Here is a 25,038-nt window from a genome sequence, read left to right as displayed (position 1 = left end):
CCCGCCCCCCGTCCGCCGGCCCGTCCGGCGTCTCATTCCCGGCGCGATGGAGTGATCTTCCTCCGCCGTCTCCCCCCCTTTCTTTCCCCCTTCCTGCATGTCCACGTTCCGCAAGATTTCCGCCGCGCCGCTGGGCGCGCTGGCGGCGCTCGCCCTCGCCGCACCCGGCGCGGCCAGCGCCTGCGCCTGCGGCTGCGGCGTGTTCGACGTCGCCACCAGCAGCCTGTTTCCCAGTGGCGCGCACACCACGCTGTTCGCGCAGGGCGGTTACATCGACCAGACGCGCAACTGGTCGGGCACCTCCTCGGCGCCTGCCGCCGACAACGACGACCTGCACATCCGCAGCAGCTTCTACACCGCCGGCGTGCAAACCATGTTCGACCGCCGCTGGGGCCTGACGGTCGCGCTGCCCTATACGCAACGGCACGTCAGCGCGGTGGACGAGGACAGCGGCGAGATCGTCCGCATCGACCACGGCGGCATCGGCGACGCGCGCGTCCTCGCCACCTACACCGGCTTCTCGCCCGACCTGTCGAGCGGACTGAACTTCGGCGTGAAGCTGCCCACCGGCGACTGGAACCACGCCGGGCTGGAGCGCGACACGCAGATCGGCACCGGCACCACCGACCTGCTGTTCGGCGGCTTCCACCGCTTCGGCATCGACAAGGACGGCCGCTGGAGCGGCTTCGCGCAGGCCGACCTCGACCTGCCCACGCGGCAGCGCCGCGGCTACCGTCCCGGCGCCGAGCTGAACGGCGTGCTCGGCGCCTATCCCCAGGGTTGGCAGCTCGCGCCGGGCGTCGCGCTGACGCCGGTGCTGGAGGCGCTGCTGTCGGTGCGCCGCCACGATGCCGGCGCGGAGGCAAACACGGCCGACACCGGCTACGAGCGCGTGCTCGCCGCCGCCGGCCTGGACCTGCGCGTGCGCCGCATGCACTTCTACGCCGACGTCGAGGCGCCGCTGTACCAGCGCATGCGCGGCAACCAGCTCGTCGCGCCCTGGCAGATGCGTTTCACCGCCAGCGTCGATCTCTGAGCCGCGCGATCACGCACGGCACAGACGCCGCAGGCGCGCCAGCCCTTCCGCGATCGCGTCCGCCTCGATCGCGCCGAAGCCGAACACCAGCCCCGACGCGCCGGCCGGTCCGTCGCGGTAGCCGCGCAGCGACTGCACGCCGACGCCGTGCTCGCGCGCGCGGCGCGCCAGCGCGTCGGCGTCGAAGCCCGGCGCGGCGCGCGCGGCCAGGTGCAGCCCGGCGACCGCGGGCAGCGGCCGCAGCCACGGCGCGAGGTCGCGCTGCAGGCCGGACAGCAGCACCTCGCGGCGCGCCGCGTAGACGCCGCGCATGCGACGCACGTGGCGCGCCAGGTGGCCCGCGGCGATGAACGCGGCCAGCGCGTCCTGGGCGACGCCGGGGCAGTGCCCGTCGGCGGCCAGCTTGGCGCCGACCAGCGCGCGGCGCGCCCACGCTGGCGCCGCCACGAAGCCGAGCCGCAGCGCCGGGAACAGGCACTTCGAGAAGGTGCCGACGTAGAACACGGAGTCGGCGCGGTCGAGCGTCTGCAGCGCATCGAGCGGGCGGCCGGCGTAGCGGAATTCGCCGTCGTAGTCGTCCTCGATCACCACGGCGCCGTGGCGATGGGCGAATTCCAGCAGTTCGGCGCGGCGCCGCGCCGACATCGCCACGCCCAGCGGGAACTGGTGCGAGGGCGTCACGCAGATCACCCGCGCCTCGCGCGGCAGGCGCGCCACCACCAGTCCCTCGTCGTCGACGCGCACCGGCGCGATCCTCGCGCCGGCGGCGGCGAACGCGGCGCGGGCCGGCGCGTAGCCGGGATTTTCCACCGCGACCACGGTGCGTCCGGGCGCGACCAGGATGCGCGCCAGCAGGTCGAACGCCTGCTGCGCGCCGGCGGTGACGACGATGTCGTCGGCGCCGCAGGCGACCGCGCGCGCGAACGCGACGTGCTGCGCGATCGCCGCGCGCAGCGCCGGCTGGCCCTGCGCGTCGAGGTAGGCCGCCGGCGCCTTCGCCGCCGCGCGCAGCGCGCGCGCCGACAGGCGCCGCCAGACGTCGAACGGAAACGCGCCCGCGTCCGGCACGCCGAGGCGGAAGTCCCAGCGCGGCGGCGCGTGCGGCGGCGCAGACGGCGCCAGCGGCGGCCTGCGCCAGAATGCGGCCAGGCGGCGGTCGGCGTTGGCGCCGCGCGCCGGAGCCTTGTGCGCGGGCGCGGTCGGCAGCACGTCGGCCACGAACGCGCCGGCGCGCGGGCGGGTCAGCAGGTACCCCTCGCTCAGCAGCAGGTCGTAGGCGGCCACCGCGGTGTTGCGCGACACGCCGCAGGCCGCCGCGAGCGCGCGCGTGGGCGGCAGGCGCAGGCCGGGGCGCAGGCGCCCGTCCAGGATCGCCGCGCGCAGTTGGCCGTGCAGGGCGCGCAGCAGGTTGCGCGAATCGCGCGCCGGCAGGTCGATCGGGAATTCGAGCACTGGATCCATGAAACCCGCCTTTCCTGGATCTCGTGGCGGACCAGGCGCGCGGCTATCTTAGCCGCGTCGAACCCGACCCGGGCCTCGCCATGCCGCGCCCCGCGCCTGCCGCCGCTGCCGTCCGCGCCGGCGCGCCGCGCCGGCATCCGCGCAGCGCCCGCGGCCGCCGCTCCGCCCGACCGCCGCAACGAGGACACCGCGATGATCGACCTGTACTACGCGCCGACGCCGAACGGCCTCAAGATCAGGCTGTTCCTCGAGGAGGCCGGGCTGGCCCACCGCGTCGTGCCGGTGCGCCTGTCGAAGGGCGAGCAGTACAAGCCCGGGTTCCTGGCGATCTCGCCGAACAACAAGATCCCGGCGATCGTCGACCACGCGCCGGCCGGCGGCGGCGCGCCGCTGTCGCTGTTCGAGTCGGGCGCGATCCTGCTCTACCTGGCCGAGAAGACCGGTCGCTTCGTCCCGGCCGACCCGCGCGGCCGCGCCGAGGTGTCGCAGTGGTTGTTCTGGCAGGTGGCCGGGCTGGGGCCGATGGCCGGGCAGATCGGCTTCTTCAACGTATACGCGCCGCAGAAGGTGCCCTACGCGATCGAACGCTACGCCCGCGAAACCCGCCGCCTGTACGGCGTGCTCGACCGCCGCCTCGCCGACCGCGCGTTCGTCGCCGGCGCATACTCGATCGCCGACATCGCCTGCTACCCGTGGATCGTGCCGCACGCGGCGCACGGCCAGCGGCTGGGCGATTTCCCGCACCTGCAGCGCTGGTTCGAGGCGGTCGCGGCGCGGCCCGCCGTGCAGCGCACCTACGCCGGCGTCGAGGACGTGTACGCGCGGCCGGGGCGCGCCGTGCAGGCCGCGCCGGACGGCGATCCCGCCGCGGCGGGCGCGGCCGCGCGCTGAGCGGCTGCAGCGCGGCGCCGCGCCCGCCGTACCCGTCCGGCGGGAAAGTGCGGCGAATCCGCGCTATCGTGCGCACCGCCCGTGCCCGGCCGGCCTCGATGGCCGGCGCGCGGCGCGCCCGGCGAGGGGCCGGGCGGACCCAGCCATGACGGAGAACCCTACGTGACCGCACCCGAAAGCGCCGGCCTGGAGCCGCGCACCGAACTGACGCTGCGCGGCCTGATCATCGGCATCGTGATCACCGTGGTGTTCACCGCCGCCAACGTCTTCTTCGGCCTGAAGGCCGGCCTGACCTTCGCCACCTCGATCCCGGCGGCGGTGATCTCGATGGCGATGCTGCGCGCGCTCGGCAACGCCACCATGCAGGAGAACAACGTCGTGCAGACCGTCGCCTCGGCGGCGGGCACGCTGTCCTCGATCATCTTCGTGCTGCCCGGCATGATCATGATCGGCTGGTGGACCGGTTTCCCGTTCTGGCTGTCGTTCGCGGTGTGCGCGCTGGGCGGCATCCTCGGCGTGATGTATTCGATCCCGCTGCGCCGCGCGCTGGTGACCAACTCCGACCTGCCGTATCCGGAGGGCCTGGCCTGCGCCGAGGTGCTGAAGGTGGGCTGCGGCGCGCAGGTCAGCGCTTCCACCGAGCAGGAGAACCGCGCCGGCCTGCTGGCGGTGATCTGGGGCTCGGTCGTCTCCGCGGTGTTCGCCGTGGTGGTGGCCACGCACGTGTTCGCCAGCGACGTGGTGAGTTACTTCCGCCTCGGCAACAAGGGCGCGGTCAGCGGCTTCGACTTCAACCTGTCGTTCGCGCTGTTCGCGATCGGCCACCTGGTCGGCCTGTCGGTCGGCATCGCCATGCTGGTCGGCGCGCTGATCGGCTGGGGCTGGGGCGTGCCGCACTACTCGCTGCTGGCGGGCGTCACCGGCGGCGGCGCCGAAGACCTGGCGCTGGCCACCTGGAGCGGGAAGGTGCGCTTCGTCGGCGCCGGCGCGATCGGCATCTCGGCGATCTGGACGCTGGCCAAGCTGGTCAGGCCGGTGGTCGCCGGCCTGACCTCGGCGATGGCCGCCTCGCGCGTGCGCAAGGCCGGCAAGGGCGACATGCTGCCGCGCACCGAGCGCGACATCCCGATCGGCATCGTCGGCCTGGTCACGTTGGCCTGCTTCATCCCGATCGCCTGGCTGCTGGGCTACTTCGGTTCGATCAGCGGGCTGGGCGACCACATGATGCTGCTGGCCATCGGCGGAGTCGCCTACGTGGTGCTGATGGGCTTCTTCGTCTCCACCGTGTGCGGCTACATGGCCGGCCTGATCGGCTCCTCCAACAGCCCGCTGTCCGGCATCGGCATCCTGGTGGTGATCGGCGCGGCGCTGCTGCTGGTGTTCGGCGTGAAGCCTTACGTGTCGCCGGAATCGGGCAAGGCGCTGGTGGCGTTCGCGCTGTTCGTCACTTCGGTGGTGTTCACCGTCGCCGCGATCGCCAACAACAACCTGCAGGACCTGAAGACCGGCCAGTTGGTCGACGCCACGCCGTGGAAGCAGCAGGTGGCGCTGGTGATCGGCGTGGTCGCCGGCGCGGCGGTGATCCCGCCGGTGCTGGACCTGCTGAACCAGGCCTACGGCTTCGCCGGCGCGCCCGGCGCCGGCGCGAACGCGCTGCCGGCGCCGCAGGCCGGCCTGATCTCGGCGCTGGCGCAGGGCGTGATCCAGGCCAACATCGACTGGAACCTGATCTGGGTCGGCGTCGGCATCGGCATCGGCGTGATCGTGCTGGACGCGCTGCTGGCGCGCAGCACCCGGCGGCTGCGCCTGCCGCCGCTGGCGGTGGGCCTCGGCATCTACCTGCCGACGATCAGCACGCTGATGGTGGTGGTCGGCTCGGTGGTCGGCTGGGTCTACGACCGCCTCGCCGAGCGCGGCCGCAATCCGGAAACGACCAAGCAGCTCGGCGTGCTGCTCGCCTCCGGCCTGATCGTCGGCGAGAGCGTGCTGGGCGTGGTGATCGCGGCGATCGTCGCCTTCTCCGGCAAGCCGGCGCCGCTGGCACTGGTCGGGGAAGGTTTCGCCGATGCTTCGCTGTGGATCGGCGGCCTCGCCTTCGTCGCGCTGGTGGCCGGGCTGTACGCTTGGGCTGCGCGGATGGGCCGCGCCGTAAGCGGTTGATCGTCAAGGGACCTCCGGGCCGGCTCCGGCCGGCCCGGACGCGCCGCCTGCCGCGTGCGCCGGTGCTGCCGGATCGCCCCGAGGCGCGCCGGTCTCATTACGAAGGCTGAACACGGGCGCTGGCAACGGCCCGGGCTAACGTTTATTGAACATCCTCCCGCCGCGCATCCGTTACCTTCGGCCACTCGCCGTCCGCCCCCGGGCGGCCCGCTATGGATCGGAGGGTGCGCATGAGGGCAGGCAAGGCCGAGGCATGGGTGTGCAGCCTGCTGCTGGCGCTGGGCGCGCTGCCGGCCGCCGCCGCGCCGTCCGTGCTGGCCTCGCCCTCCGCGAGTCTCCCGCTCGCTGCGATGACCGTGCCGTTCTTCGCCGCCGAGCATGTCGTCGCGCCGTCGACGGACGCGGCGCCCGCGCCCGCCGACGAGACGACGACCGAGGTCCGCCGCCTGGTGGATACGGCCCTGCTGCAGCGCGACGTGCGCTACCGCTTCGGCGGCCGCGACCCGTCCGGCGGCTTCGACTGCAGCGGCTTCGTGCACTACGTGTTCGCGCAGGCGCTGGGGCTGGACCTGCCGCCCAACTCCGCCGCGCAGTTCCGCGTCGGCGAGCGCGTCGACCGCGACGCCATGCGCACCGGCGACCTGGTGTTCTTCCGCGACCGGCACGGCCGCATCAACCACGTCGGCATCTACCTCGACGACGGCCGCTTCATCCACTCGCCCTCGCGCGGCGAGCGCGTGCGCGTGGACAGCCTCGCCGAGAGCTACTGGGCGCGCCGCTTCGCCGGCGCCAAGCGCATGGACGCGCTGGCCCAGCGCTGAGTGCCCCCGCGCGGCGCGCCCGCGCCGCGCTAACATGCGCGGACGCTTCCGTTCCGCGCCGCCAGCCTCGTGTCCGCGCCGCTCCGCAAGATCGTGCATGTCGACATGGACGCGTTCTACGCGTCGGTCGAGCAGCGCGACGACCCCGCGCTGCGCGGCAAGCCGGTGGTGGTCGCCTGGCGCGGCGCGCGCTCGGTGGTGTGCGCGGCCAGCTACGAGGCGCGCCGCTTCGGCATCCGCTCGGCGATGCCGGCGCTGCGCGCCGAGCGCCTTTGCCCGCAGGCCGTGTTCGTGGCGCCGGACTTCGCGCGCTACCGCGCGGTGTCGCGGCAGGTGCGCGAGATCTTCGCGCGCCACACCGACCTGATCGAGCCGCTGTCGCTGGACGAGGCCTACCTCGACGTCACCGCGGCCAGGACCGGCCTGCCCACCGCCACCGCCACCGCCGAGGCGATCCGCGCCGCGATCCGCGAGGAGACCCGGCTGACCGCATCGGCCGGCGTCGCGCCGAACAAGTTCCTGGCCAAGATCGCCTCCGACTGGCGCAAGCCGGACGGCCTGTTCGTGATCCCGCCCGCGCGCGTCGAGGCGTTCCTGACGCCGCTGCCGGTCGGCCGCCTGCCCGGCGTCGGCAAGGTGATGGAGCGGCGGCTGGCGGAACTGGGCGTGGCCACGGTCGGCGAGCTGCGCGGTTTCGCGCCGGACGCGCTGGAGCAGCGCTTCGGCCGCTGGGGCCGGCGCCTGTACGAGCTGGCGCGCGGCATCGACGAGCATCCGGTCGAGCCGGAGCGCCCGACCGTGCAGGTGTCGGCCGAGGACACCTTCGAGCACGACCTGCGCCTCGATGCGCTGGAGCCGCACATCCGCCGCCTCGCCGAGAAGACCTGGGCCGCCGCCGAGGGCGAAAGCGGGCGTGTCGCGCGCACCGTCGTGCTGAAGCTGAAGACCGCCGACTTCCACGTGCTGACGCGCAGCCTCACGCCGCCGCTGCGCCCGGCCTCCGCGCGCGAGCTGGCCGATATCGCCTGCGCGCTGCGCGAGCGCGTCGAGCGTCCGGCCGACGCGCTGTACCGGCTGGTCGGCGTCGGCCTGTCCGGCTTCGTCGACCGCGACGACTGGGCCGCGCAGGAAGACCTGTTCGCGCCGTCCCCGCGCTGAGGCGGCGCTCGGATTCCCGTGCTGGCGCCGCGGCCGCGGCGCTGCAATGATGGCCGGCATCGCCCCGCGCGCGACTGCGGAGCGCCGCGCCGCCCCACGTCGATGAGCCACGCGTCGAATCCAGGCAGCCTCCGGCCATGGCCGAACTCGACCTGATCGCCGACATCGGCGGCACCCACGCACGCTTTGCGCTGACCGATCCGGCGGCGCCGGCGCCGCGGGTGCTGCAAGCGCAGACGCTGCGCGGCGCCGACTTCCCCAGCCTGCGGCACGCCGCCGCGCACTACCTGGCGCGCGTCGGCGCGAAGCCGCGCCGCGCCGCGTTCGCGCTGGCCGCGGTGGTGGACGCCGATGCCGACGCGATCTTCCTGACCAACCGCGCCTGGTCGTTCGGCCGCGATGCGCTGCGGCGCGCGCTCGGCCTCGACGAGCTGCGCCTGCTCAACGACTTCGGCGCGATCGCCTGGGCCGTGCCCGAACTCGGGCCGGGCGACCGCGTCGCGCTGCACGGAGACGCCGACGCGCCGCTGCGCGCGCCGGTCAGCGTGCTCGGCCCCGGCACCGGCTTCGGCGTGGCGCTGCTGGTCGGCTCGCGCGAGCGCGGCTGGCAGGCGGTCGAAACCGAAGGCGGCCACGCCAGCTTCGCGCCGCTCGACGACGAGGAGCGCCGCATCGCGCGCTGGATCGAGGCGCGCTGCGGCCGCGTCTCGACCGAGCGCCTGCTGAGCGGCGCGGGCCTGTCGCACATCGACGCCGCGCTGCGCGGCGTGCCCGACGGCAGCGACGACGGCGTGCGCGAACCCGCGGCCATCGTCGGCGCCGCGCTGCAAGGCCGCGATCCGCACGCCGAGCGCGCGCTGGCGCGCTTCTGCGCCGTGCTGGGTAGCGTCGCCGGCGACATCGCGCTGATCCACGGCGCGCGCACGCTGATGATCGCCGGCGGCATCGTGCCGCGCTTCGTGCCGTTCCTGCGCGCCAGCGCGTTCCGCGAACGCTTCCTCGCCAAGGGGCGCTTCGCCGCCTACATGGAAGCGGTCGCGGTCCACGTAATCACCCATCCGCAGCCCGGCCTGCTCGGCGCCGCGGTGGCGCTGCGCCGGCCCGCGGCCTGAGTCGGCGCGGCGCGATCAGCCGCCGAAGCCGCCGCCCGCGTCCAGCCACGCCTGCTCCTCCGGCGTGGTCGCGCGGCCCAGCGCGCGATTGCGCTGCGGAAAGCGGCCGAACCGCGCGATCGCGTCGCGATGCGCCTCCGCATAGCGCAGATAACCCACATCGCCCAGCGCGCGGAACAGCGCCATCGACCGCTCCTGGTCCGCCAACTCCTCCGAATGCTCGAACGGCAGATAGCAAAACACCCGCAACCCCGCCTCTACCTGCGCATCCAAACCTGCCTCGACCATGCGCGCCGCGTAATGCCGCGCCAGCGCATCCGTCGCATACGCATGCGCACTGCCGCGAAACGCGTTGCGCGGAAACTGGTCCAGCAGGATCAACAGCGCCAGCGCGCCCTCCGCGCTCGCCATCCAATCCTCCAACTCCCGCCGCGCCGCCGCGTGGTGCGCCTCCATGAAGCGCGCCGAGAACGCCGCGTCGAAGGCGTCGTCGCGTTTGAACCAGCGCGATGGGCCGGCGGCGCGCCAGAAGGCGACGATTTCACCTGGATCGGGGAGCGATGGCGTCATGGCCGAATCCGCATCAAGGTGCGCACGGTCGCCTGAGTGGGCAGGATGCCATGGCCCTGTGATGCGCCGTCTGCGCGTCGGAGCAGGGCTGCAGGATTAGGCTGGCGTGCTGTCATAAGTGCCTGGATGGCCAGGGTTGGCCGCCGGTATCTCGCGTAGCCGGACAGCCTTAGGCTGCGGGGTTACGCTCATCACTCCGATGTTGCGGCGAAGGCCGTTGTGCCTTCGCACAGGGGATCAGCATGATCGCTTCCGGCACGCGGGAATCACTCCGTGCCCGGAAAGCTCGAGATAAACCTTTTCCCGCTCAGAGCGTGTTGCCCATCCCTGCTGCTTAGCTCGCTCGTGCCATGGTGAAGGTGGACTGGACACGGTCTCGGTGTAGGGGTGTTCAAGACCTTTTCGCGGTTGATCGAACCAGCGGTGTATCTGGCTGACAAGCGCGGCAGGCGCGGGTGAAGACCTGCTGCGCAGCTTGCTGGCAGCCTTACTGCACCATGTGAGCCTGGATGCGTCCTTGATCAGATCGAAGATGGCTGGGAAGTCCGAATCCCCATCGTTGTTGACCAGCAAGGGGGACGCGGCGAACTTGAGCGGACGATGCGCTGGATCCCAACGAACCTCGACAAAGCCATCAACGTTGCATGGCTTGAGTAAATCGACAGCAGGCGTCAGGCAAATCACCCGGATCTCGCCCATCCCGCCTTGAAGAAAGGCGAGGCGATCGCCCTTGCGAATCGGTGTCTTGCGTGGATGCAGCAGATTCGAGGCATGGCAGCGGGTTACGCCGAAGCTGCCGAACTCCCAGAAAGGATCGTTCCTTCGATCATCGATCCCGTCTGGCCTCCGCAGGTAGACGAGAAATGTATTCATCGGCCGGCGTGTGCTGAGACGATGCCGGAAACCCAATCCTTCAACTCGGGGTAGGAGTCGTCGTCCGCCACGAATTCCTGTCCCTTCCCTACGGTTCGGAGCCGGCAATCCCCGTTATCCAAGGCCCATCGCTCCGGGCTTGCGTGAAACGACAACGGCCTTTTCCCAGGCTGCGGATACCACCATGGCGGAAGCCTCCAGATGCTTCGACTGGCGCCCGGCTTCGTGAGTACCAGCTTCTCGCCGAATCGGTTGAACACGCCGCCTCCCGCACACGCAGTGACCAACCCCGAATGTTCGCGACCACCATAGATGGTGTTTCGCGGGTCGGTGTAGTGGCTCGGGGCCGCAACATGAGGGTGATCCGCCAGCCACGGTCTCTCGGAAATCACGTTGCTTCGGTCGCCGTTGAGCGGCAGCACGAATTCCACTTCGAGCCATCCGAACATCATGTGGAAGCCGGGCGACCCATGATCGTAGCTCCAACGGCCCCGATTGAACTTCACGTGCTGGAACCAGCCGAAGAACAGGAAGACATCCCCTGCACCCACGCCCTGTCGGCTCAAGTGTCCTTGCGGAGACCCTGTCTGCCCCAAACTGGGCCGCCATCCCGGAAGCCGTCTGTCCATTCGCCTGTCGAGATCCGGATCGAGATGAACGCGAGTGGTCGAGTCGAAGCGACCTCGGGTGAGATCACGAAGGACATGGTTCGGATCGATATCGCCCCATCGGACATCGCCCATGGTCCAGCGATCGTGTTGCGATGGAATCGGCAACGACAGAATCCGCCCATCGGGAAAGATCGGGCTCGGAAACCCGCCGTACTGCGAGTCGAAGCCCTTTCGTGACAACACGAGTTTCATGGCGGCAGGATTCGTCAGGCCGAGCTTTTTTGGCTTCGATAGTAGAGAAACACTGTTCGGTGGGTCGAGTCGTCCCTGCCATCTGCCGTCAGGATACCGGAGGCCGCTCACCCTTCAGCAAGGCCCATAGCCGCACCATTGCGAACGTGTCGAGCCGGCAGTAATCAGGCAGTTGTCGGCGGAACAGGGGTCAAAGTCCTATTTCTTCCTGCAATCGCGAGGGGATCCATGAGTCGGCATGTATTCGTTGCCCTGATGATGGCCTGTGTTGCCTCGGCGGCTGGGGAGGCTGTGGCCGGTGAGGCGCCCGCCGATGCGAACAAGACCGCGCGGTGGATGATCGCGCAGGAGCGGGCGTGGGCGGAGCAGGCCTGCGGGCACCCGTGGGTGCTTTCGGATCTGCTCGCGGCGGACTTTCGGGGTACCTCGCCGAAAGGCACGCGCTACGACAAGCCGAAGGACGCGCCGGCCTACGATCCGGCGACCCGCTTCTCGGCGGACTGCCACCTGCTCGGCGCCGACGTGCGCTTCTTCGGCGCGGACGTCGCCGTCGTCTACGGATCGGAATCCAGCGTGGCCACCCTGCCGGATTCGAAGCACGAGCGCCGATGCCTGGTGTGGACCGACACCTGGCTCAGGCGCAACGGAAAGTGGCAGATCATCGCGGCGCAGGACACCCGCATCGAATGCCCTTCGACGTGACGCACCGAAACGGGATCGGTTCGCCTGCCTCGCCGGCTGGGTCGTTGACGATGGAGGCGGGAGGGCGTCTCGGGCAGGTCGAGTGCGAAGGCGACCGGCATTCCGGCGAAGTGTCCGCCGGCCTCAGGCCATGCGTCGGCGGAACAGCCACGCCGCCGCCGGCAGGGTGACGGCGGCGATGGCGACGAGCGGCCACAGGTCCGCCGCCAGGCGCTCGAAGCCGGCGCCCTCGAGGTAGACGCGCTGCGCGAACTCGATGGCGTAGCGCAGCGGGTTGATCAGCGTGAAGTACTGCACGGGCGTCGGCATGTTGGCGATCGGCGTGCTCAGGCCGGACAGCAGCATGAACGGCATCATGAACACGAAGGTGTAGAGCGTGGCCTGCTGCATGGTTGCGGCGAGCGAGGACAGCAGCAGGCCGATGCCGACCGCGGCGAACAGGAACAGCGCCAGCCCGGCGTACAGCGTCAGGTAGTGGCCGGCGAAGGGGATGCGGAACCACAGTTGCGCCACCAGCAGTACGGTGGTCGCCTGGCCGATGCCGACCAGCACCGAGGGCAGCGCCTTGCCGACCATGATCTCGCCGGGCCGGAACGGCGTGACCAGCAGCTGGTCGAACGTGCCCTGTTCGCGCTCGCGCGCCACGGACATGGTGGTCAGCAGCAGGGTCTGCAGCATCGTCAGCGTGCCGATCAGCGACGGGATGAAGTTCCAGCGCGTCTCCAGATTGGGGTTGTACCAGACGCGCGCGCTGACGCGCAGCGGCGCAGGAGCGGCGCCGTGCGCCGTGCGCCAGTCGGCGTTGAACGCAGCCACCGCCGTGCCGACGTAGCCGAGCGCGGTGCCGGCGGTGTTGGAGTTGCGTCCGTCGGCGATCACCTGGATGGCGGCGGTGCGCCCGGCCTGCAGGCGACGCTCGAAGTCCTGGTCAATGGCGATCACCAGCAGCGCGCGGCGGTCGTCGATCCAGGTCCTGACGTCGTCGGCGCGGCTCAGGTTCGCCACGCGGCGGAAGATGCCGGAGCCGTCGAACCTCGCCAGCAGCGCGGAGGAAGCGGCGCTGCGATCGCGGTCGAACGCCGCATAGGGCACGTTGTTGAGGTCGTAGCTGGCGACGTAGCCGAACACCAGGCACTGGATCACCGGCGGCGCGAACAGCACGAAGCGGCTGCGCGGGTCCTTCATGATCGCCAGCAGCTCCTTGTGGATCAGCGCGAGGATGCGGAAGAGCGAGGCGCGCATGGCACGTCACGCCAGCTGCTTGCGCGTCACGCGCCAGCCGAGCAGCGCCAGCAGCGCCGCCATCGCGGCGAGCACGGCGGCGTTCGGCAGGATCACGCTCCACACGTCGCCGGCGAGGAAGATCGTCTGCAGCAGGGCGACGTAGTAGCGCGCCGGCTCGACAGACGGCCAGCCTGCCTTCGCCGACGCGCCTGCGATCTGCGCGCAGACGGCGCCGGTGACGCCCGCACGGAATTGATCGGAGCATCCCTAGGTGACGATATGCGGATAGAGCCTGCCGGCGATGCTCACCAGCACGGCCAGCGTCGCCAACAGCACGGCGAAGTCCAGCGGCAGGCCGAACGCGCTGCTGCCGCCGGCCAGCATCAAGGCGCGTAGTCCGTCCACCTCATAGGTGAGCGGATTGGCGTGCGCGAGGCGTTGCAGCCAGGGCGGCATCATGGCGATCGGATAGATCGCGTTGCTGGCGAAGAACAGCGGCATGGTGAGTACCTGGCCGACGCCCATGAAGCGTTCGCGCGTCTTCACCAGACAGGCGACGATCAGCGAGAAGGTGGCGAACAGCGCCGCGCCGAGCAGCACCAGCGCGGTCACGCCGGCGACGGAAGACGATGCGACCTGCACGCGCACGCCGAGCGCCAGCGCCAGCAGGTAGACAATCAGCGCCTGCGACAGCGCGCGCACGCCGGCCGACGTGGCCTTGCCCAAAACAAGCGCCGTGCGCGGCGTCGGGCTGGCCAGGAACTTGTGCACGATGCCGAGATCGCGCTCCCAGATCACCGAGATGCCGTAGAAGATCGCGACGAACAGCACGCTCTGCGCCAGCACGCCCGGCGCCAGGAAGTCCACGTAGCCGAGCGCGCCGGTGGGGATCGCGTGGGTGTGCGCGAACACCTGGCCGAACACCGCCAGCCACAGCACGGGCTGGATCGCACGCGTCAGCAGCTCGGTCGGGTCGTGCCGCAGCTTGCGCGTCTCCATGCGCGCGATGGCGAACACCTTGGCCGCGTAGCTGGATGCGCGGCGCAGTCCGCGCGGCGCGCCGTCGCCGGCGAAGACATCAGCCGAGCCGCGAGGCGGCGCGTCGGGCGCCGGCGGTTTCGCGATAGGTGTCATCGGATTCGCGCTCGTCTTCGGTGTAGTGCACGAACACGTCGTCGAGCGTCGCCTCGGCCTGGCCGCGCTGGCCAAGCTCCTCGCACAGCGCCGCCGGCGTGCCCGTGACGACGATCGCGCCGCGCCGCATAATCGCCACGCGGTGGCTGAGCTGCGCGGCCTCGTCCATGTAGTGCGTGGTGAGGAAGATCGCCGTGCCGTGCGTGGAGTGCAGCTCCTCGATGTGCTGCCAGATGGTTTCGCGGGCCAGCGGATCGAGGCCGATGGTCGGTTCGTCCAGGAACAGGATGCGCGGCCGGTGCAGCATCGACTGCGCGACTTCGAGGCGGCGCACCATGCCGCCGGAGTAGGTGTTCACCAGCCGGTCCGCCACCTCGGTCAGGTCCATCAGGCGCAGCGCCTCGGCGATGCGCGCGTCGCGCACGCGGCGCGGAATGTCGTAGAGGCGGGCGAACACGTCGAGGTTCTCGAAGCCGGTCAGCTCGCTGTCGGCGGACAACGCCTGCGGCACGTAGCCGATCGCGCGTCGCACGCGCGCAGGTTCGCGCGCCAGGTCGAAGCCGGCCACCCGCGCGCTGCCCGAACTGGGCGGCAGCAGCGTCGTCAGCATCTTGATCAGCGTGCTCTTGCCCGCGCCGTTGCGCCCGAGCAGGCCGAACACCTCGCCTTCGCCGACCGTGAGCGTGGCACGATCGACCGCGACGACGTCGCCGAACCGCCGCGTCAACGACTGCGCGTCGAGGATCACCGTCATGTGCAGGCTCCGGGTGTGCCGGGAAACCCTGTTCCGCCGCCCGCGAAGAGCGGATCGCCTGGCCTTCACGCTAAACGCCGTGCGTGCATGGCGCTTGACGTCGATCAACCCGCCGCGCTGCGGAGCCGAGGCGCACTACGGCGACGGCGCGCGGTCGCCCGACGCGGCGGGCGTTTCGCGCAGCTCGTGCCGCGCCAGCAGCAGCCCCGGCAGCATCGGCAGCCACGTCGTGCACCCGCGCAGCAGTAGCGTGGCGGCGAGCGCGCCTTCGATGGGCACGCCCTGCAGGGTCAGCGCGGCGACGCAGGTGGCTTCGAACGAGCCGAGGCCGAGCGGGATCGCGCCGACGGTGGTGATCATCATCGCCAGCAGGAAGCTGGGGAACACGACGGCGTAGGGCGTGCCGAGGCCGAGCGCGTGCAGCATCGTCCACAGCGTGGCGGCATCGAGCGCGATCACGGCGAAGTTGAGCGCGGCGGTGGCGAGCAGCGCGCGCGGGTGGCGGCGCAGGTCGACCGGCGCTTCGGTGGCGGCGTCCAGCAGCGAACGCACGCCGGGCAGGCGGCGCAGCCAGTCGAGTTCGCCGCGGCCGTACTTGTGCAGCCACCACACGGCGCCGGGCGTGGCCAGCGCCACCAGCGTGGAGGCGGCGGCGATCACCAGCATCCAGGTGCGCAGCTCGTGGCGCAGCCACAGCAGCGTGATGCCGATCAGTCCGGCCAGCAGGTAGGCGCCGTAGTAGCCGAGCAGGTTGACGATCAGCGCGCCGACGCAGGCCGGGCGCGGCACGCCGCGCCGCGCCAGCGCCGCCACCAGGAACGCCGAGCCGCTGAAGCCGCCGGTCGGCACCGACTGGTCGACGAACAGCTTGGCCAGCGCCAGCGGCAGCAGCTCGCGCAGGGTGTGGCGCGCGCCGGCGTGGCGCAGGCCGGTCCACCAGGAGGTGGAGATGCTGAGGTAGGTGCCGCCCTGCAGCAGCAGCGCGAGCAGCAGCCACGCCGGCGCCAGCGCGCGCAGCAGCTCGGCGAAGCGCTCGACGTCGCCGAGGTGCAGCACCACGCCGGCCAGCGCGGCGAGGCCGAGCAGGCCGATCAGCAGGCCTGCGTAGCGCAGGCGCGACGCGCGCGGAGCGGCTTCAGGCTCCATCGTCCGAACCGCCGTTGTCGAGGACCGATATGGCCATGCAGCCGAAGGAGGCCGCGCCCGGCGAGGCGACGCATCAGAGCACGGTGGCGTTCGCCGTCCGTTGACCTGCCGCAAATGAGGGCGCCGGCGTCGGAGGTGGCGGTGTTCCGGCGGCCGGCCGCGCGGGCGCTCAGCGCCGGCCCTGTTCGATCGCGACGATCACGCCGTCGCGGATGACGAAGCCGAGGGTGCGGCCGCGGTCGCGATAGGTCCAGCGTTCGCCGCTGCCGGCGTCGCGTCGTGCGCCGCGGCGCCGGGAGCCGCGCGCTGCGGGCGCGGCGCGTGCGGACGCGCGCGCGTCCGGCTCGCCGGCGACGTCGCGCAGCAGCGCGGCGGAATCGCCGACTTCGATCAGGTGCGTGCCGATGCGGACCGTGTCGGCGGCGGCGGCGATGCCGCACAGCAGGCAGAGTGCGAGCGGGATGATGCGGCGCATGGTCGACCTCCGTGTCGTGGGCGTGGCGCGAAGGTAGCGCGGCGGGCGTCGCGATGCGGCGCGCGGGCGCGACGCGCGGCGTGCGCCGACGCGGCGTGTCGGCCGCGTCCGACGCGCGCGCCGTCGGCATCCGGGTGCAGCGCGCTTCGCGTCCCGCTCAGTCGGCGCGGCCGATCGGCGGCGGCGCCCAGCGGCCGTCCAGCACTTCCGGCTTCGGCGCGTACAGGCGCAGGACCACCGCGCAGGCGCCCGCCGGCAGCGGCAGCCAGTTGGCGCGGCGCGCGCGCGAGGGCGGCGCGCGCTGCAGGTAGAGATCGAGCGAGCCGTCCTTGTCGAAGCGCAGGCGGTCGCGGCTGTCCAGCGCGTAGCGACCGTCGCGGTTGGCGACCAGGCGGCCCTGCGCGTCGTAGGCGGTCAGCGACCAGAACGCGCCCACCGGCGGCAGCGCGTCCTTGTCGAAATGCAGCACGTAGCGGTGCGCGCCGTCGAGCGCCTGCCCGGCGGCGTCGCTGCGCGCGAACGGATACACCGCGTCCTGCGGCGCGCTGGCGCCGAGGCTGGCGGCGGCGACCGCGGCGCGCCGGCGGTAGTCGACGCCGTAACGGCCGGCGTCGAGCGCGTAGCTCCAGCCGCTGACCGCGTGCGTGCGCGGGGCGCGGCCGGCGTCGGCGACCGTACGCAGGCCGTCGCGCACGCCCGCCTCGACTGCCGCGCGCTGCGCCGGCGGCAGCGCGGCGGGATCGAACGTTCGGCCGGGCACGACGCCGAGCGTGGCCAGCCGCGCCAGCAGCGGCGCGTCGGCGGCGCGCGGCGGGTTGTCGTGCAGCAGCATGGCGAGGCTGCCGAAGAACGCGGCGGCGTCCATGTGCGCGAGGCGCGCGGCGGGCGGCGTCGCGGTATCCGCCGCCGCGTCGACCGGCGCGCGCTTCGGCGGCGCGTAGCGCTTGCCCCACGCCGACAGCGGCAGCAGGCGGAAGCGCGCCTGCAGGCGGCGCGCGGCGGCGAGGTCGTCGCGGCCGTCGACGCCGACGCGGCCGAGCAGCCAGACCATCGCGGTCGGCGCGTCGATGCGCTGCACGCCGTCGGGCAGGTCGCCCTGCCAGCCCGGCCCGACCAGCGCGTAGGCGCGGCCGCGCCGGCCGCTGCCGCGCGCGTCGAGGCGCGCGAAGGTTTCGCTCCAGCCGTCCAGCAGCGGCAGCATCACGAAGCGTTGGCCGGGATCGGGCACGACCAGCACCTGCGGTTCGGCGGCGAGGTCGAGCCAGGCGCTGACGTACAGCGCATCGACGTTGGCGTAGCTCACGTCGGTGGTGCGCGCGTCCGGCAGCGTGCGCTGCAGGCGCAGCCGGTTGACCGGCGCGCGTTCGGCGTCGGGCGCGGCGACGGCGGTCTGCAGCGCGCGCGTCGCGTCCATCAGCAGCAGCGGGTAGCCGTAGACCACGCCGCCCTCGGCGGTCATGCGCCAGATCTCGGCCTGCTCGGCGGGGCTCGGCCGGTGCGGCTGCAGCGTGCAGGCGGCGAGCGCCAGGCAGACGACGATGGCGAATGCGCGCGGCAGCGGCTTCATGCACGGGCTCCTTGTGGATGAGGCGACGGCGGGGTCGCGCGACGCCGGCGGCGCGCACGCCCTGCATGCCGTGGGCGGCCGCAGCCGCCTCCGCGGCTGCCGGTGCGGTCCGACGGCTGGCGTTTCCGCTTCGGCATGCGCCCCCCCCCGCGACGCCGGCAGCCGGCGGCGCGCACGCACGTTAGCGCGCGGAAACAGCGGAAACCATTGCCGGCATCACGTTCCGCACGCGGGCGCCGACGCGCCGGGTCAGGTGAGGAAGATCAGGGCGAGGATGCCGCCCAGCAGCGTCCACTTGAGCACGTAGTAGAGCGTCTGGTTCTTCGCCTTCAGCGCCTTGCCCTTGAGGCGCACCGCGTAGAAATACTTGAACGCCTTGTTGATGCCGCCGGTGCGGTCGCCCTCGTCGTTGGGCGCGGCGCCGGCGGCGACCAGGTGGCGCGCGACGAAGCGGTTGAACGTCGCCGCCCAGCGGTACTTCAACGGACGCTCGACGTCGCAGAACAGGATGATGCGGTTGCGCTCGCTCTCGTTGGCAGCGTAGTGGATGTAGGTCTCGTCGAACACCACGCCTTCGCCGTCGCGCCAGCTGTAGCGCTGGCCGTCGACGTCGATGTAGCAGCGATCATCGTTGGGCGTGATCAGGCCGAGGTGGAAGCGCAGCGAGCCGGCGTAGGGGTCGCGGTGCCTGGTCAGGCGGCTGCCCGGCGGCAGCTCGGTGAACATCGCCGCCTTGATCGTCGGGATGCCGCGCAGCAGTTCGACCGTGCGCGGGCAGTGCCGCTGCGCCGACGGATGCGCGTCGACGTCGTACCACTTGAGGTAGAAGCGCTTCCAGCCGGCGCGGAAGAACGAGTTGAAGCCGGCGTCGTTGTACTTGTCGGAGGCCTTGATGCGCTGCGCCTCGGCGAGCTTGACCGCTTCCTCGCGGATCTCCCGCCAGTGCGCGCGCAGCGTGGCCAGCTCCGGCAGCCTGTCCATCGGCAGGTACGGCGTGGTCGGCACGCGCGAACACGCGTACATGGCCACGTTGATCGGCGCCATGAAGGTGGAGTGGTCGGTGATCTGGCGGAACACGCGATGGCGCACGCGCCCACGGAAATGCACGTAGACGGCGGAGGCCACCAGGACGGCGAGCAAGATCCATTTGACGGCGTACATCGGCGGCGATCGGTTGGCGGGAAGGGGGCCCGGGTCCGGGCGCGCCGGATTTTATCACCCGCGCCGGCGGCGGCCGGCGGCGTTCATGCCACACTCGCGGCGGCGCCCCGCGCGTCGTGCCGCCGCGCGCGGGGACGATCCCGCCGCGTGGACCCGATCCGATGAAACGCCTGTTGCCGCTGTTCCTGCTGCTGTGCCTGGGCGCCGCCGCGGCGGCGGACGCGGTCGTGCTGCGCTTCTCCGCCGGCGCGCCCGGCGCCGCGTGGCCGCCCGGCTGGAGCTTCTACCGGATGTCGCGCAAGCCGGCGCGCACGCGCTTCACGCTGGTCGACGATGCCGGTACCACGGTGCTGCGCGCCGACGCCGAGCGCAGCGCCGGCGCGCTGGCGCACGCGCTCGATCTGCCGGCCGCGAGCACCCTGGCGTGGCGCTGGAAGATCGACCATGCGGTCGCCGCGGCGCGGCCGCAGCGACGCTCCGGCGACGACTACGCGGCGCGCGTGTACGTGTTCTTCGACGTGCCGGACGGCGCGCTCGGTTTCGCCACGCGCTGGAAGCTCAGGCTGGCGCGCAGGGTGCTGGGCGTCGACCTGCCGAACGCCGCGCTGTGCTACGTCTGGGACAACCGCCGCGCGCCGGGCACGATCGCCGCCGATCCGTTCGTCGCCACGGTGCGCGAGATCGTGCTGGAGAGCGGCGACGCGCGCGCCGGCCAATGGCGCCGCGAGCGCCGCGACCTCGCCGCCGACTACCGCGCCGCGTTCGGCCAGCCGGCGCCGCGGGTGATCGGCATCGCCGTCGCCAGCGACACCGACAACACGCGCAGCCGCGCCAGCGCCTGGTTCGGCGATCTGGTCTTTGGGAGCGGGGAGTAGGGGGACGGGAGACGAGCGTTGGCGGGGCGCGCACCTCGTCGGCCCGTCGCTCGAGCCGCACGTTTCTCGCCTTGGTCCCCACTCCCTCCACATCATGCCTTCCAGCCCATGCCGGGCCGGCGCGCTTCGCTATGATCGGCGGATGCCGCGTGCGCGGCGTTCCTCCCCGGGGTTGCCCATGCGTCGCCTGCTCTCCGCACTCGTGCTGCTCGCCGCTTCGTGGTCCGCCGCCGCCGCGGTCGATCCCACGCTGTTCCAGGATCTGCACTGGCGCCTGCTCGGCCCGTTCCGCGGCGGCCGCGTGCTGGCCGTGGCCGGCGTGCAGGGCCAGCCGCAGCACTTCTACTTCGGCGCGGTCAACGGCGGCGTGTGGGAGACGCACGACGCCGGCCGCACCTGGCAGCCGATCTTCGACGGCCAGCCGGTCGGCTCGATCGGCGCGATCGCGGTGGCGCCGTCCGATCCGAAGGTGCTGTACGTCGGCACCGGCGAGGCCGACATGCGCTCGGACATCGCCCAGGGCGACGGCGTGTACGTGTCCAGCGACGGCGGCAAGACGTGGGCACACCGCGGTCTCGAGGATACGCAGCAGATCGGCAAGATCCTGGTCGATCCGCGCGATGCCGACGTCGCCTTCGTCGCCGCGCTCGGCCATCCCTACGGCCCGAACGCCGAGCGCGGCGTGTTCCGCACGCGCGACGGCGGCAAGACCTGGCAGAAGGTGCTCGGCCCCGACGACGCCACCGGCGCGATCGACCTCGCCTTCGAACCGGGCCGGCCGGACACGCTCTACGCCGCGCTGTGGCAGGTGCGGCGCACGCCGTGGAACGTCTATCCGCCGGCCAGCGGCCCGGGTTCCGGCCTGTACAAGTCCACCGACGGCGGCGCGCACTGGACGCAGCTCGCCGGCCACGGCTTCCCGGCGAAGGTGGGCCGCATCGGCATCGCCCTCTCCGACGCGGCGCCCACGCGCGTGTACGCGCTGGTCGACGGCGACGAGGGCGGCCTGTACCGCTCCGACGACGCCGGCGCCAACTGGCGCAAGACGAGCGGCGACGACCGCATCTGGCAGCGCGGCTGGTACTTCGGCCGCATCGCCGCCGATCCGAAGAACCCCGACCGCGTCTACGCGATGAACACCATCGTGCTGCGCTCCGACGACGGCGGCGCGCATTTCATCGCGCTGAAGGGCGATCCCACCGGTGACGACTTCCACGAGCTGTGGATCGATCCGGCCAACCCGGATCGGCAGATCCTCGGCGTCGACCAGGGCGCGATCGTCACCTTGAACGGCGGCAAGACCTGGTCGTCCTGGCACAACCAGCCGACCGCGCAGATGTACCACGTCGTCACCGACGACCGCTTCCCGTACCGCGTCTACGGCGCGCAGCAGGATTCCGGTGCGGTCGGCCTGCCGAGCATCGCGCCGTACCGCGACCGCATCGGCATGGAGCAGTTCCACGAAGTCACCGCCGGCGGCGAGAGCGGCATGATCGCGCCCGATCCGGACGATCCGGAGATCGTCTACGGCGGCGACGTGGACAAGCTCGACCTGCGCACCGAGCAGACGCGCTCGGTCGATCCGACGCTGGCGCAGCCGGACCTGTACCGCCGCACCTGGACGCTGCCGCTGGCGTTCAACGCGCGCGATCACCGCGTGCTGTACTTCGGCAACCAGAAGCTGTGGCGCACCGACGACGGCGGCGAGCACTGGGCGGCGATCAGCCCCGACCTGACGCGCGAGGATCCCGGCGTGCCGGCCAACCTCGACGCGGTCACCGCGGCCAACCACCTGCACCAGGGCCCGCGCCGCGGCGTGGTCTATGCGATCGGCTCCTCGCCGCTGGACGCGAAGCTGCTGTGGGTCGGCACCGACGACGGCCTGGTCTGGCGCAGCGACGACGAGGGCGCGCACTGGCGCGACGTCACGCCGGCAGCGCTGACCGCGTGGTCGAAGGTCGGCATCCTCGAGCCCTCGCACTTCGACCGCGACGTCGCCTACGCCGCGGTCGACCGCCACCGCCTCGACGACCGCAAGCCGTACATCTACCGCACGCGCGACGGCGGCAAGTCGTGGCGGCTCGTCGTCGCCGGCATCCGCGACGGCGACTTCGTCAACGCCGTGCGCGAGGACCCGCGGCAGCGCGGCCTGCTGTACGCCGCCACCGAACTCGGCATGTACGTGTCGTTCGACGACGGCGACCACTGGCAGCTGCTGCAGCTCAACCTGCCGCGCACCTCGGTGCGCGACATCGACGTGCACGGCGACGACATCGTCATCGCCACGCACGGCCGCGGCTTCTGGATCCTCGACGACGCCGGCCCGCTGCGCCAGCTCGCCGCCGACGCCAGGCCGGCGACGCGCCTGTTCGCGCCGTCGGTCGCGATCCGCGTGCGGCCGTCGGAGTTCACCGGCACGCCGCTGCCGAAGGACGAGCCGACCGCGGAGAATCCGCCGTTCGGCGCGCGCCTCGACTACGTGCTGGCGAAGGCGGCGAAGAAGCCGGTCGAGCTGTCCATCTATGCCGCCGACGGCAGCCTGGTGCGGCACTATTCCAGCGCCGACGCGCCGCCCAAGCGCGACGCCGCGACCGGCAACGCCGCGCCCGAATGGCTGCCGACGCCGTCCACGCTGGCGACCACGCCGGGCATGCACCGCTTCGTCTGGCCGCTGCGCTATGCCGCACCGTCGGCGCTGGCGCACGGCAACGCCTGGGCCGACGGCGTGTGGGCGCCGCCGGGGCGCTACACCGCCGAGCTGAGCGTCGACGGCAAGCGCTACCGCCAGCCGCTGACCGTGCTCGCCGATCCGCGCGTCAAGCTGCCCGCCGACGCCTACGCGCGGCAGTTCGCGTTCGCGCGCCGGGTCGAGGCGGCGCAGGCTCGGCTCGCCGCCGCCGCGCACGAAGCGGAAACGACGCACCAGGCGGCGCTCGGCGCGCGCAAGGATGCCGACGGCGAACTCGCTGCCGCCGTGGATGCGTTCGACGCGAAGCTGCGCGCCATCAGCGGCCTGGTCGACGCGCCGAACCCGCACAACGCCTGGGCGTTGCCGCCGACCACCACCGCCAGCTTCCGCTTCCTCGACGACGCGCTCGGCAAGCTGATGGCGGCGGCAGACGGCGGCGCCGACGCCGCGCCGTCGCCCGATGCGCAGGCCGGCTATGCCGCGCTGTCGGCGAAGCTCGACGCCACGCTGGCCGACTGGCAGCGGCTCAAGGCCGGCGACCTCGCCGCGCTGAACGACAAGCTGCACGCGGCCGGACGCAAGCCGATCGCGCCGTGAGCCGGGCGCCGCCGCGCGGATGCGGCGGCGCTATGATCCGTCCGTGGCGGCCGGCTCGGCGGCCACGGCGGAGGTGCATGATGGCCTCGAGACTCGGGCCCGCCGATGCGCCCGTGCGAGCGCGGCGCGTCCTCGCCCGCGCGGCGGCGGCACTGCTCGCGGTGGCGGGCGCCGCCCACGCCGCGCACGTCGAGGTTTCGGTCGGCCGCAGCCTGACGCTGCAGCACCGCTGGACCGACGCCGCCTTCGTCGAATGCGTCGGCGACGCGCAGCCCGTCTGGAAGCTGGCGTGGGCGCCGGCGTTCGCGCTGGGACGCGTTGCCGCGCGGCCGGATACCGCCACCGATCGGCTCGACCGCGACGTGTGGCTCGGCGCCGCCGGCGCGCGCGTGTACCTGTGGCGCGACCTCTACGCCGGCTTCCAGCTTGCCGCCACCGCCGGCCGCACCGACGCGCTCAGCACGCCGTACGAGTTCGTCAGCAGCCTCGGCTGGCAGGGCCGCCACTGGCAGGTGCTGGCGCGGCACATCTCCAACGGCGACTTCCACAAGCCCAACCACGGCGAGACCGTGCTGCTGGCGGGCGTGGCGTTCTGAACGGCGTACAACGGCGCGGCGCGGCCGTCCACGGGCCGTTGCCGCCTCCGCCGGACGCGCCCATACTGGCAACCTTCATGCAGGACTCCACGGCCCGGAATCCGGGTCAGGCAGGAGGTCTCGTATGGGCGCCCGCCGCCGCGGTCCCGTGGTCGGCAACGGCGCGTCGGCCCGAGCCGGCGCGACGGGCGGGGCGCGCGGCGCGCCGCGCCATCTTCGCGGCGCCGTCCGGCGCCATCGCGTTCCTGCGAACGCTTTCCGCAGCCCGCATCCATGCTTCCCCGCAGCGCCGGCGATGGCGGCATCGCCGCGGCCGGCGCTTGCGCGCGATCGGCGCGGCGCGGGGCGTTCGCGCTATCGAATCAGGGAGAGTACGCACGCCGCCGCAGTGCCGTCGGCTGCGCCCCGCGGCGCCGGCAGCGTGGCTCGCAGGCAGGAGGCCAGGCTGGTTCGTCACAACCGTGTACGGAGGCAGGTATGAACACGACACGCTTGATCGGCCGTTATTCCATCGTCGCCCTCGCGCTGGTGCTGACAGCGGGCGTGCAGGCGGCCGGGAAGAAGGCCATGACCGACGCCGAACAGATCGCCAGCGCCATGCGCGCCGCGCCCGCGCGCGTCGCCAAGGGCGCCACCATCGTGGCGATGGACGCCGCCGGCAAGATGCGCACGCTGCGCGAGGGCCACAACGGCTTCACCTGCATGGCCGACAACCCGGCGACGCCCGGCCCGGACCCGATGTGCATGGACAAGAACGCGATGGAATGGGTCAACGCCTGGGTCGCGCACCAGCCGCCGCCGGCCGGCAAGATCGGCTTCATGTACATGCTGGAAGGCGGCACCGACGCCAGCAACACCGATCCCTACGCAACCGCGCCGACCGCCAGCAACCACTGGATCAAGACCGGGCCGCACGTGATGGTGGTCGGCGCCGACGCCAGCTTCTACGACCAGTACCCCAAGAGCGCCGAGCCCGACACGCACGCCCCGTACGTGATGTGGGCGGGCACGCCGTACCAGCACCTGATGGCGCCGGTGAAGTAGGCGCGCACGCGCGCGACGGCGCGGAGACGGCGGCGATCGCTGCGTCGCGATGACCGCCGTTTCCCTGCTTTGCTTTTCCCTCTCTCCGCGGGGGGGGGGAACGCGCGCAGCGCGCACTTTAGCCTTTGC

22 protein-coding genes are annotated in these 25,038 nt (G+C 72.3%); 11 read left to right on the top strand and 11 right to left on the bottom strand.

Going from position 1 to position 25,038, the window contains the following annotated elements; all coding sequences use genetic code 11:
• Nucleotides 1–97 precede the first annotated feature (97 nt).
• Nucleotides 98–1,036, top strand: a complete 939-nt coding sequence (locus tag ABFC67_RS03190) for a hypothetical protein (RefSeq protein WP_346736598.1) — start codon at nucleotides 98–100, stop codon at nucleotides 1,034–1,036.
• 9 nt (nucleotides 1,037–1,045) lie between these two features.
• Here the strand turns inward: ABFC67_RS03190 and ABFC67_RS03185 are convergent, their stop codons facing one another.
• Nucleotides 1,046–2,497, bottom strand: a complete 1,452-nt coding sequence (locus tag ABFC67_RS03185) for a PLP-dependent aminotransferase family protein (RefSeq protein ID WP_346736597.1) — start codon at nucleotides 2,495–2,497, stop codon at nucleotides 1,046–1,048.
• 192 nt (nucleotides 2,498–2,689) lie between these two features.
• On the opposite strand from ABFC67_RS03185, the gene ABFC67_RS03180 reads away from it, so the two are divergent.
• From ABFC67_RS03180 to glk, 5 genes are all read left to right on the top strand, one after another.
• Nucleotides 2,690–3,388, top strand: a complete 699-nt coding sequence (locus tag ABFC67_RS03180; RefSeq protein ID WP_346736596.1) for a glutathione S-transferase N-terminal domain-containing protein — start codon at nucleotides 2,690–2,692, stop codon at nucleotides 3,386–3,388.
• A gap of 162 nt (nucleotides 3,389–3,550) precedes the next feature.
• On the top strand, nucleotides 3,551–5,548 hold the full coding sequence (locus tag ABFC67_RS03175) for an oligopeptide transporter, OPT family (RefSeq protein ID WP_346736595.1): 1,998 nt from the start codon (nucleotides 3,551–3,553) through the stop codon (nucleotides 5,546–5,548).
• 230 nt (nucleotides 5,549–5,778) lie between these two features.
• Complete coding sequence (locus ABFC67_RS03170) at nucleotides 5,779–6,369, top strand: C40 family peptidase (RefSeq protein ID WP_346736594.1); 591 nt, start codon at nucleotides 5,779–5,781, stop codon at nucleotides 6,367–6,369.
• Between the two features lie 69 nt (nucleotides 6,370–6,438).
• Complete coding sequence (gene dinB, locus ABFC67_RS03165; RefSeq protein WP_346736593.1) at nucleotides 6,439–7,527, top strand: DNA polymerase IV; 1,089 nt, start codon at nucleotides 6,439–6,441, stop codon at nucleotides 7,525–7,527.
• Nucleotides 7,528–7,664: 137 nt separating this feature from the next.
• Nucleotides 7,665–8,639 carry a glucokinase gene (gene glk, locus ABFC67_RS03160; RefSeq protein WP_346736592.1) on the top strand — a complete coding sequence of 325 codons (975 nt, stop codon included), beginning with the start codon at nucleotides 7,665–7,667 and terminating at the stop codon, nucleotides 8,637–8,639.
• 15 nt (nucleotides 8,640–8,654) lie between these two features.
• On the opposite strand, the gene ABFC67_RS03155 is transcribed toward glk, so the two are convergent.
• The 3 genes from ABFC67_RS03155 to ABFC67_RS03145 all read right to left on the bottom strand — a co-directional run bounded on the left by ABFC67_RS03155 (nucleotide 8,655) and on the right by ABFC67_RS03145 (nucleotide 10,945).
• On the bottom strand, nucleotides 8,655–9,209 hold the full coding sequence (locus ABFC67_RS03155) for a DUF924 family protein (protein WP_346736591.1): 555 nt from the start codon (nucleotides 9,207–9,209) through the stop codon (nucleotides 8,655–8,657).
• A gap of 237 nt (nucleotides 9,210–9,446) precedes the next feature.
• The gene (locus ABFC67_RS03150) at nucleotides 9,447–10,082 is read right to left on the bottom strand and encodes a hypothetical protein (RefSeq protein ID WP_346736590.1); all 636 of its coding nucleotides are present in this window, start codon (nucleotides 10,080–10,082) and stop codon (nucleotides 9,447–9,449) included.
• Nucleotides 10,079–10,945 (bottom strand): hypothetical protein, encoded by an 867-nt coding sequence (locus ABFC67_RS03145; RefSeq protein ID WP_346736589.1) that lies wholly within the window; start codon nucleotides 10,943–10,945, stop codon nucleotides 10,079–10,081. The genes ABFC67_RS03150 and ABFC67_RS03145 overlap by 4 nt, the downstream gene beginning before the upstream one ends.
• Nucleotides 10,946–11,173: 228 nt before the next feature.
• Here ABFC67_RS03145 and ABFC67_RS03140 point away from each other — a divergent pair, with 228 nt between their 5' ends.
• Entirely contained in the window at nucleotides 11,174–11,647 is a 474-nt protein-coding gene (locus tag ABFC67_RS03140; protein ID WP_346736588.1) for a nuclear transport factor 2 family protein, read from the top strand.
• A gap of 123 nt (nucleotides 11,648–11,770) precedes the next feature.
• On the opposite strand, the gene ABFC67_RS03135 is transcribed toward ABFC67_RS03140, so the two are convergent.
• The 7 genes from ABFC67_RS03135 to lpxO form a co-directional block, all read right to left on the bottom strand.
• Nucleotides 11,771–12,889 (bottom strand): ABC transporter permease, encoded by a 1,119-nt coding sequence (locus ABFC67_RS03135; RefSeq protein WP_346736587.1) that lies wholly within the window; start codon nucleotides 12,887–12,889, stop codon nucleotides 11,771–11,773.
• 249 nt (nucleotides 12,890–13,138) lie between these two features.
• Nucleotides 13,139–14,005 carry an ABC transporter permease gene (locus ABFC67_RS03130; protein WP_346736586.1) on the bottom strand — a complete coding sequence of 289 codons (867 nt, stop codon included), beginning with the start codon at nucleotides 14,003–14,005 and terminating at the stop codon, nucleotides 13,139–13,141.
• The gene (locus ABFC67_RS03125; protein ID WP_346736585.1) at nucleotides 13,950–14,759 is read right to left on the bottom strand and encodes an ATP-binding cassette domain-containing protein; all 810 of its coding nucleotides are present in this window, start codon (nucleotides 14,757–14,759) and stop codon (nucleotides 13,950–13,952) included. Before ABFC67_RS03125 ends, ABFC67_RS03130 begins: the two co-directional genes overlap by 56 nt.
• Nucleotides 14,760–14,894: 135 nt before the next feature.
• A complete protein-coding gene (locus ABFC67_RS03120; RefSeq protein WP_346736584.1) occupies nucleotides 14,895–15,905 on the bottom strand; it encodes a lysylphosphatidylglycerol synthase transmembrane domain-containing protein in 1,011 nt (336 codons plus the stop codon).
• 169 nt (nucleotides 15,906–16,074) lie between these two features.
• Nucleotides 16,075–16,380 (bottom strand): hypothetical protein, encoded by a 306-nt coding sequence (locus ABFC67_RS03115; RefSeq protein WP_346736583.1) that lies wholly within the window; start codon nucleotides 16,378–16,380, stop codon nucleotides 16,075–16,077.
• Nucleotides 16,381–16,537: 157 nt separating this feature from the next.
• Entirely contained in the window at nucleotides 16,538–17,947 is a 1,410-nt protein-coding gene (locus tag ABFC67_RS03110) for a DUF1254 domain-containing protein (RefSeq protein WP_346736582.1), read from the bottom strand.
• 249 nt (nucleotides 17,948–18,196) lie between these two features.
• The gene (gene lpxO / locus ABFC67_RS03105) at nucleotides 18,197–19,108 is read right to left on the bottom strand and encodes a lipid A hydroxylase LpxO (RefSeq protein WP_346736581.1); all 912 of its coding nucleotides are present in this window, start codon (nucleotides 19,106–19,108) and stop codon (nucleotides 18,197–18,199) included.
• Between the two features lie 161 nt (nucleotides 19,109–19,269).
• Between lpxO and ABFC67_RS03100 the strand changes: the two genes are divergently transcribed.
• The 4 genes from ABFC67_RS03100 to ABFC67_RS03085 all read left to right on the top strand — a co-directional run bounded on the left by ABFC67_RS03100 (nucleotide 19,270) and on the right by ABFC67_RS03085 (nucleotide 24,909).
• Nucleotides 19,270–19,983, top strand: coding sequence for a DUF3047 domain-containing protein (locus ABFC67_RS03100; protein ID WP_346736580.1), 714 nt, complete (start codon nucleotides 19,270–19,272; stop codon nucleotides 19,981–19,983).
• A gap of 178 nt (nucleotides 19,984–20,161) precedes the next feature.
• Nucleotides 20,162–23,269 carry a hypothetical protein gene (locus ABFC67_RS03095; protein ID WP_346736579.1) on the top strand — a complete coding sequence of 1,036 codons (3,108 nt, stop codon included), beginning with the start codon at nucleotides 20,162–20,164 and terminating at the stop codon, nucleotides 23,267–23,269.
• Between the two features lie 113 nt (nucleotides 23,270–23,382).
• Entirely contained in the window at nucleotides 23,383–23,865 is a 483-nt protein-coding gene (locus ABFC67_RS03090; protein WP_346736578.1) for a lipid A 3-O-deacylase, read from the top strand.
• A 477-nt stretch (nucleotides 23,866–24,342) separates the two neighbouring features.
• On the top strand, nucleotides 24,343–24,909 hold the full coding sequence (locus ABFC67_RS03085) for a hypothetical protein (protein WP_346736577.1): 567 nt from the start codon (nucleotides 24,343–24,345) through the stop codon (nucleotides 24,907–24,909).
• Nucleotides 24,910–25,038: the final 129 nt, after the last annotated feature.

The sequence above is a fragment of the Mizugakiibacter sp. genome, assembly GCF_039680435.1.
GTDB lineage: Bacteria > Pseudomonadota > Gammaproteobacteria > Xanthomonadales > Rhodanobacteraceae > Mizugakiibacter.
Note: the sequence above shows the minus strand (reverse complement) of the source record. Positions and strands in the feature narration are given on the sequence as shown.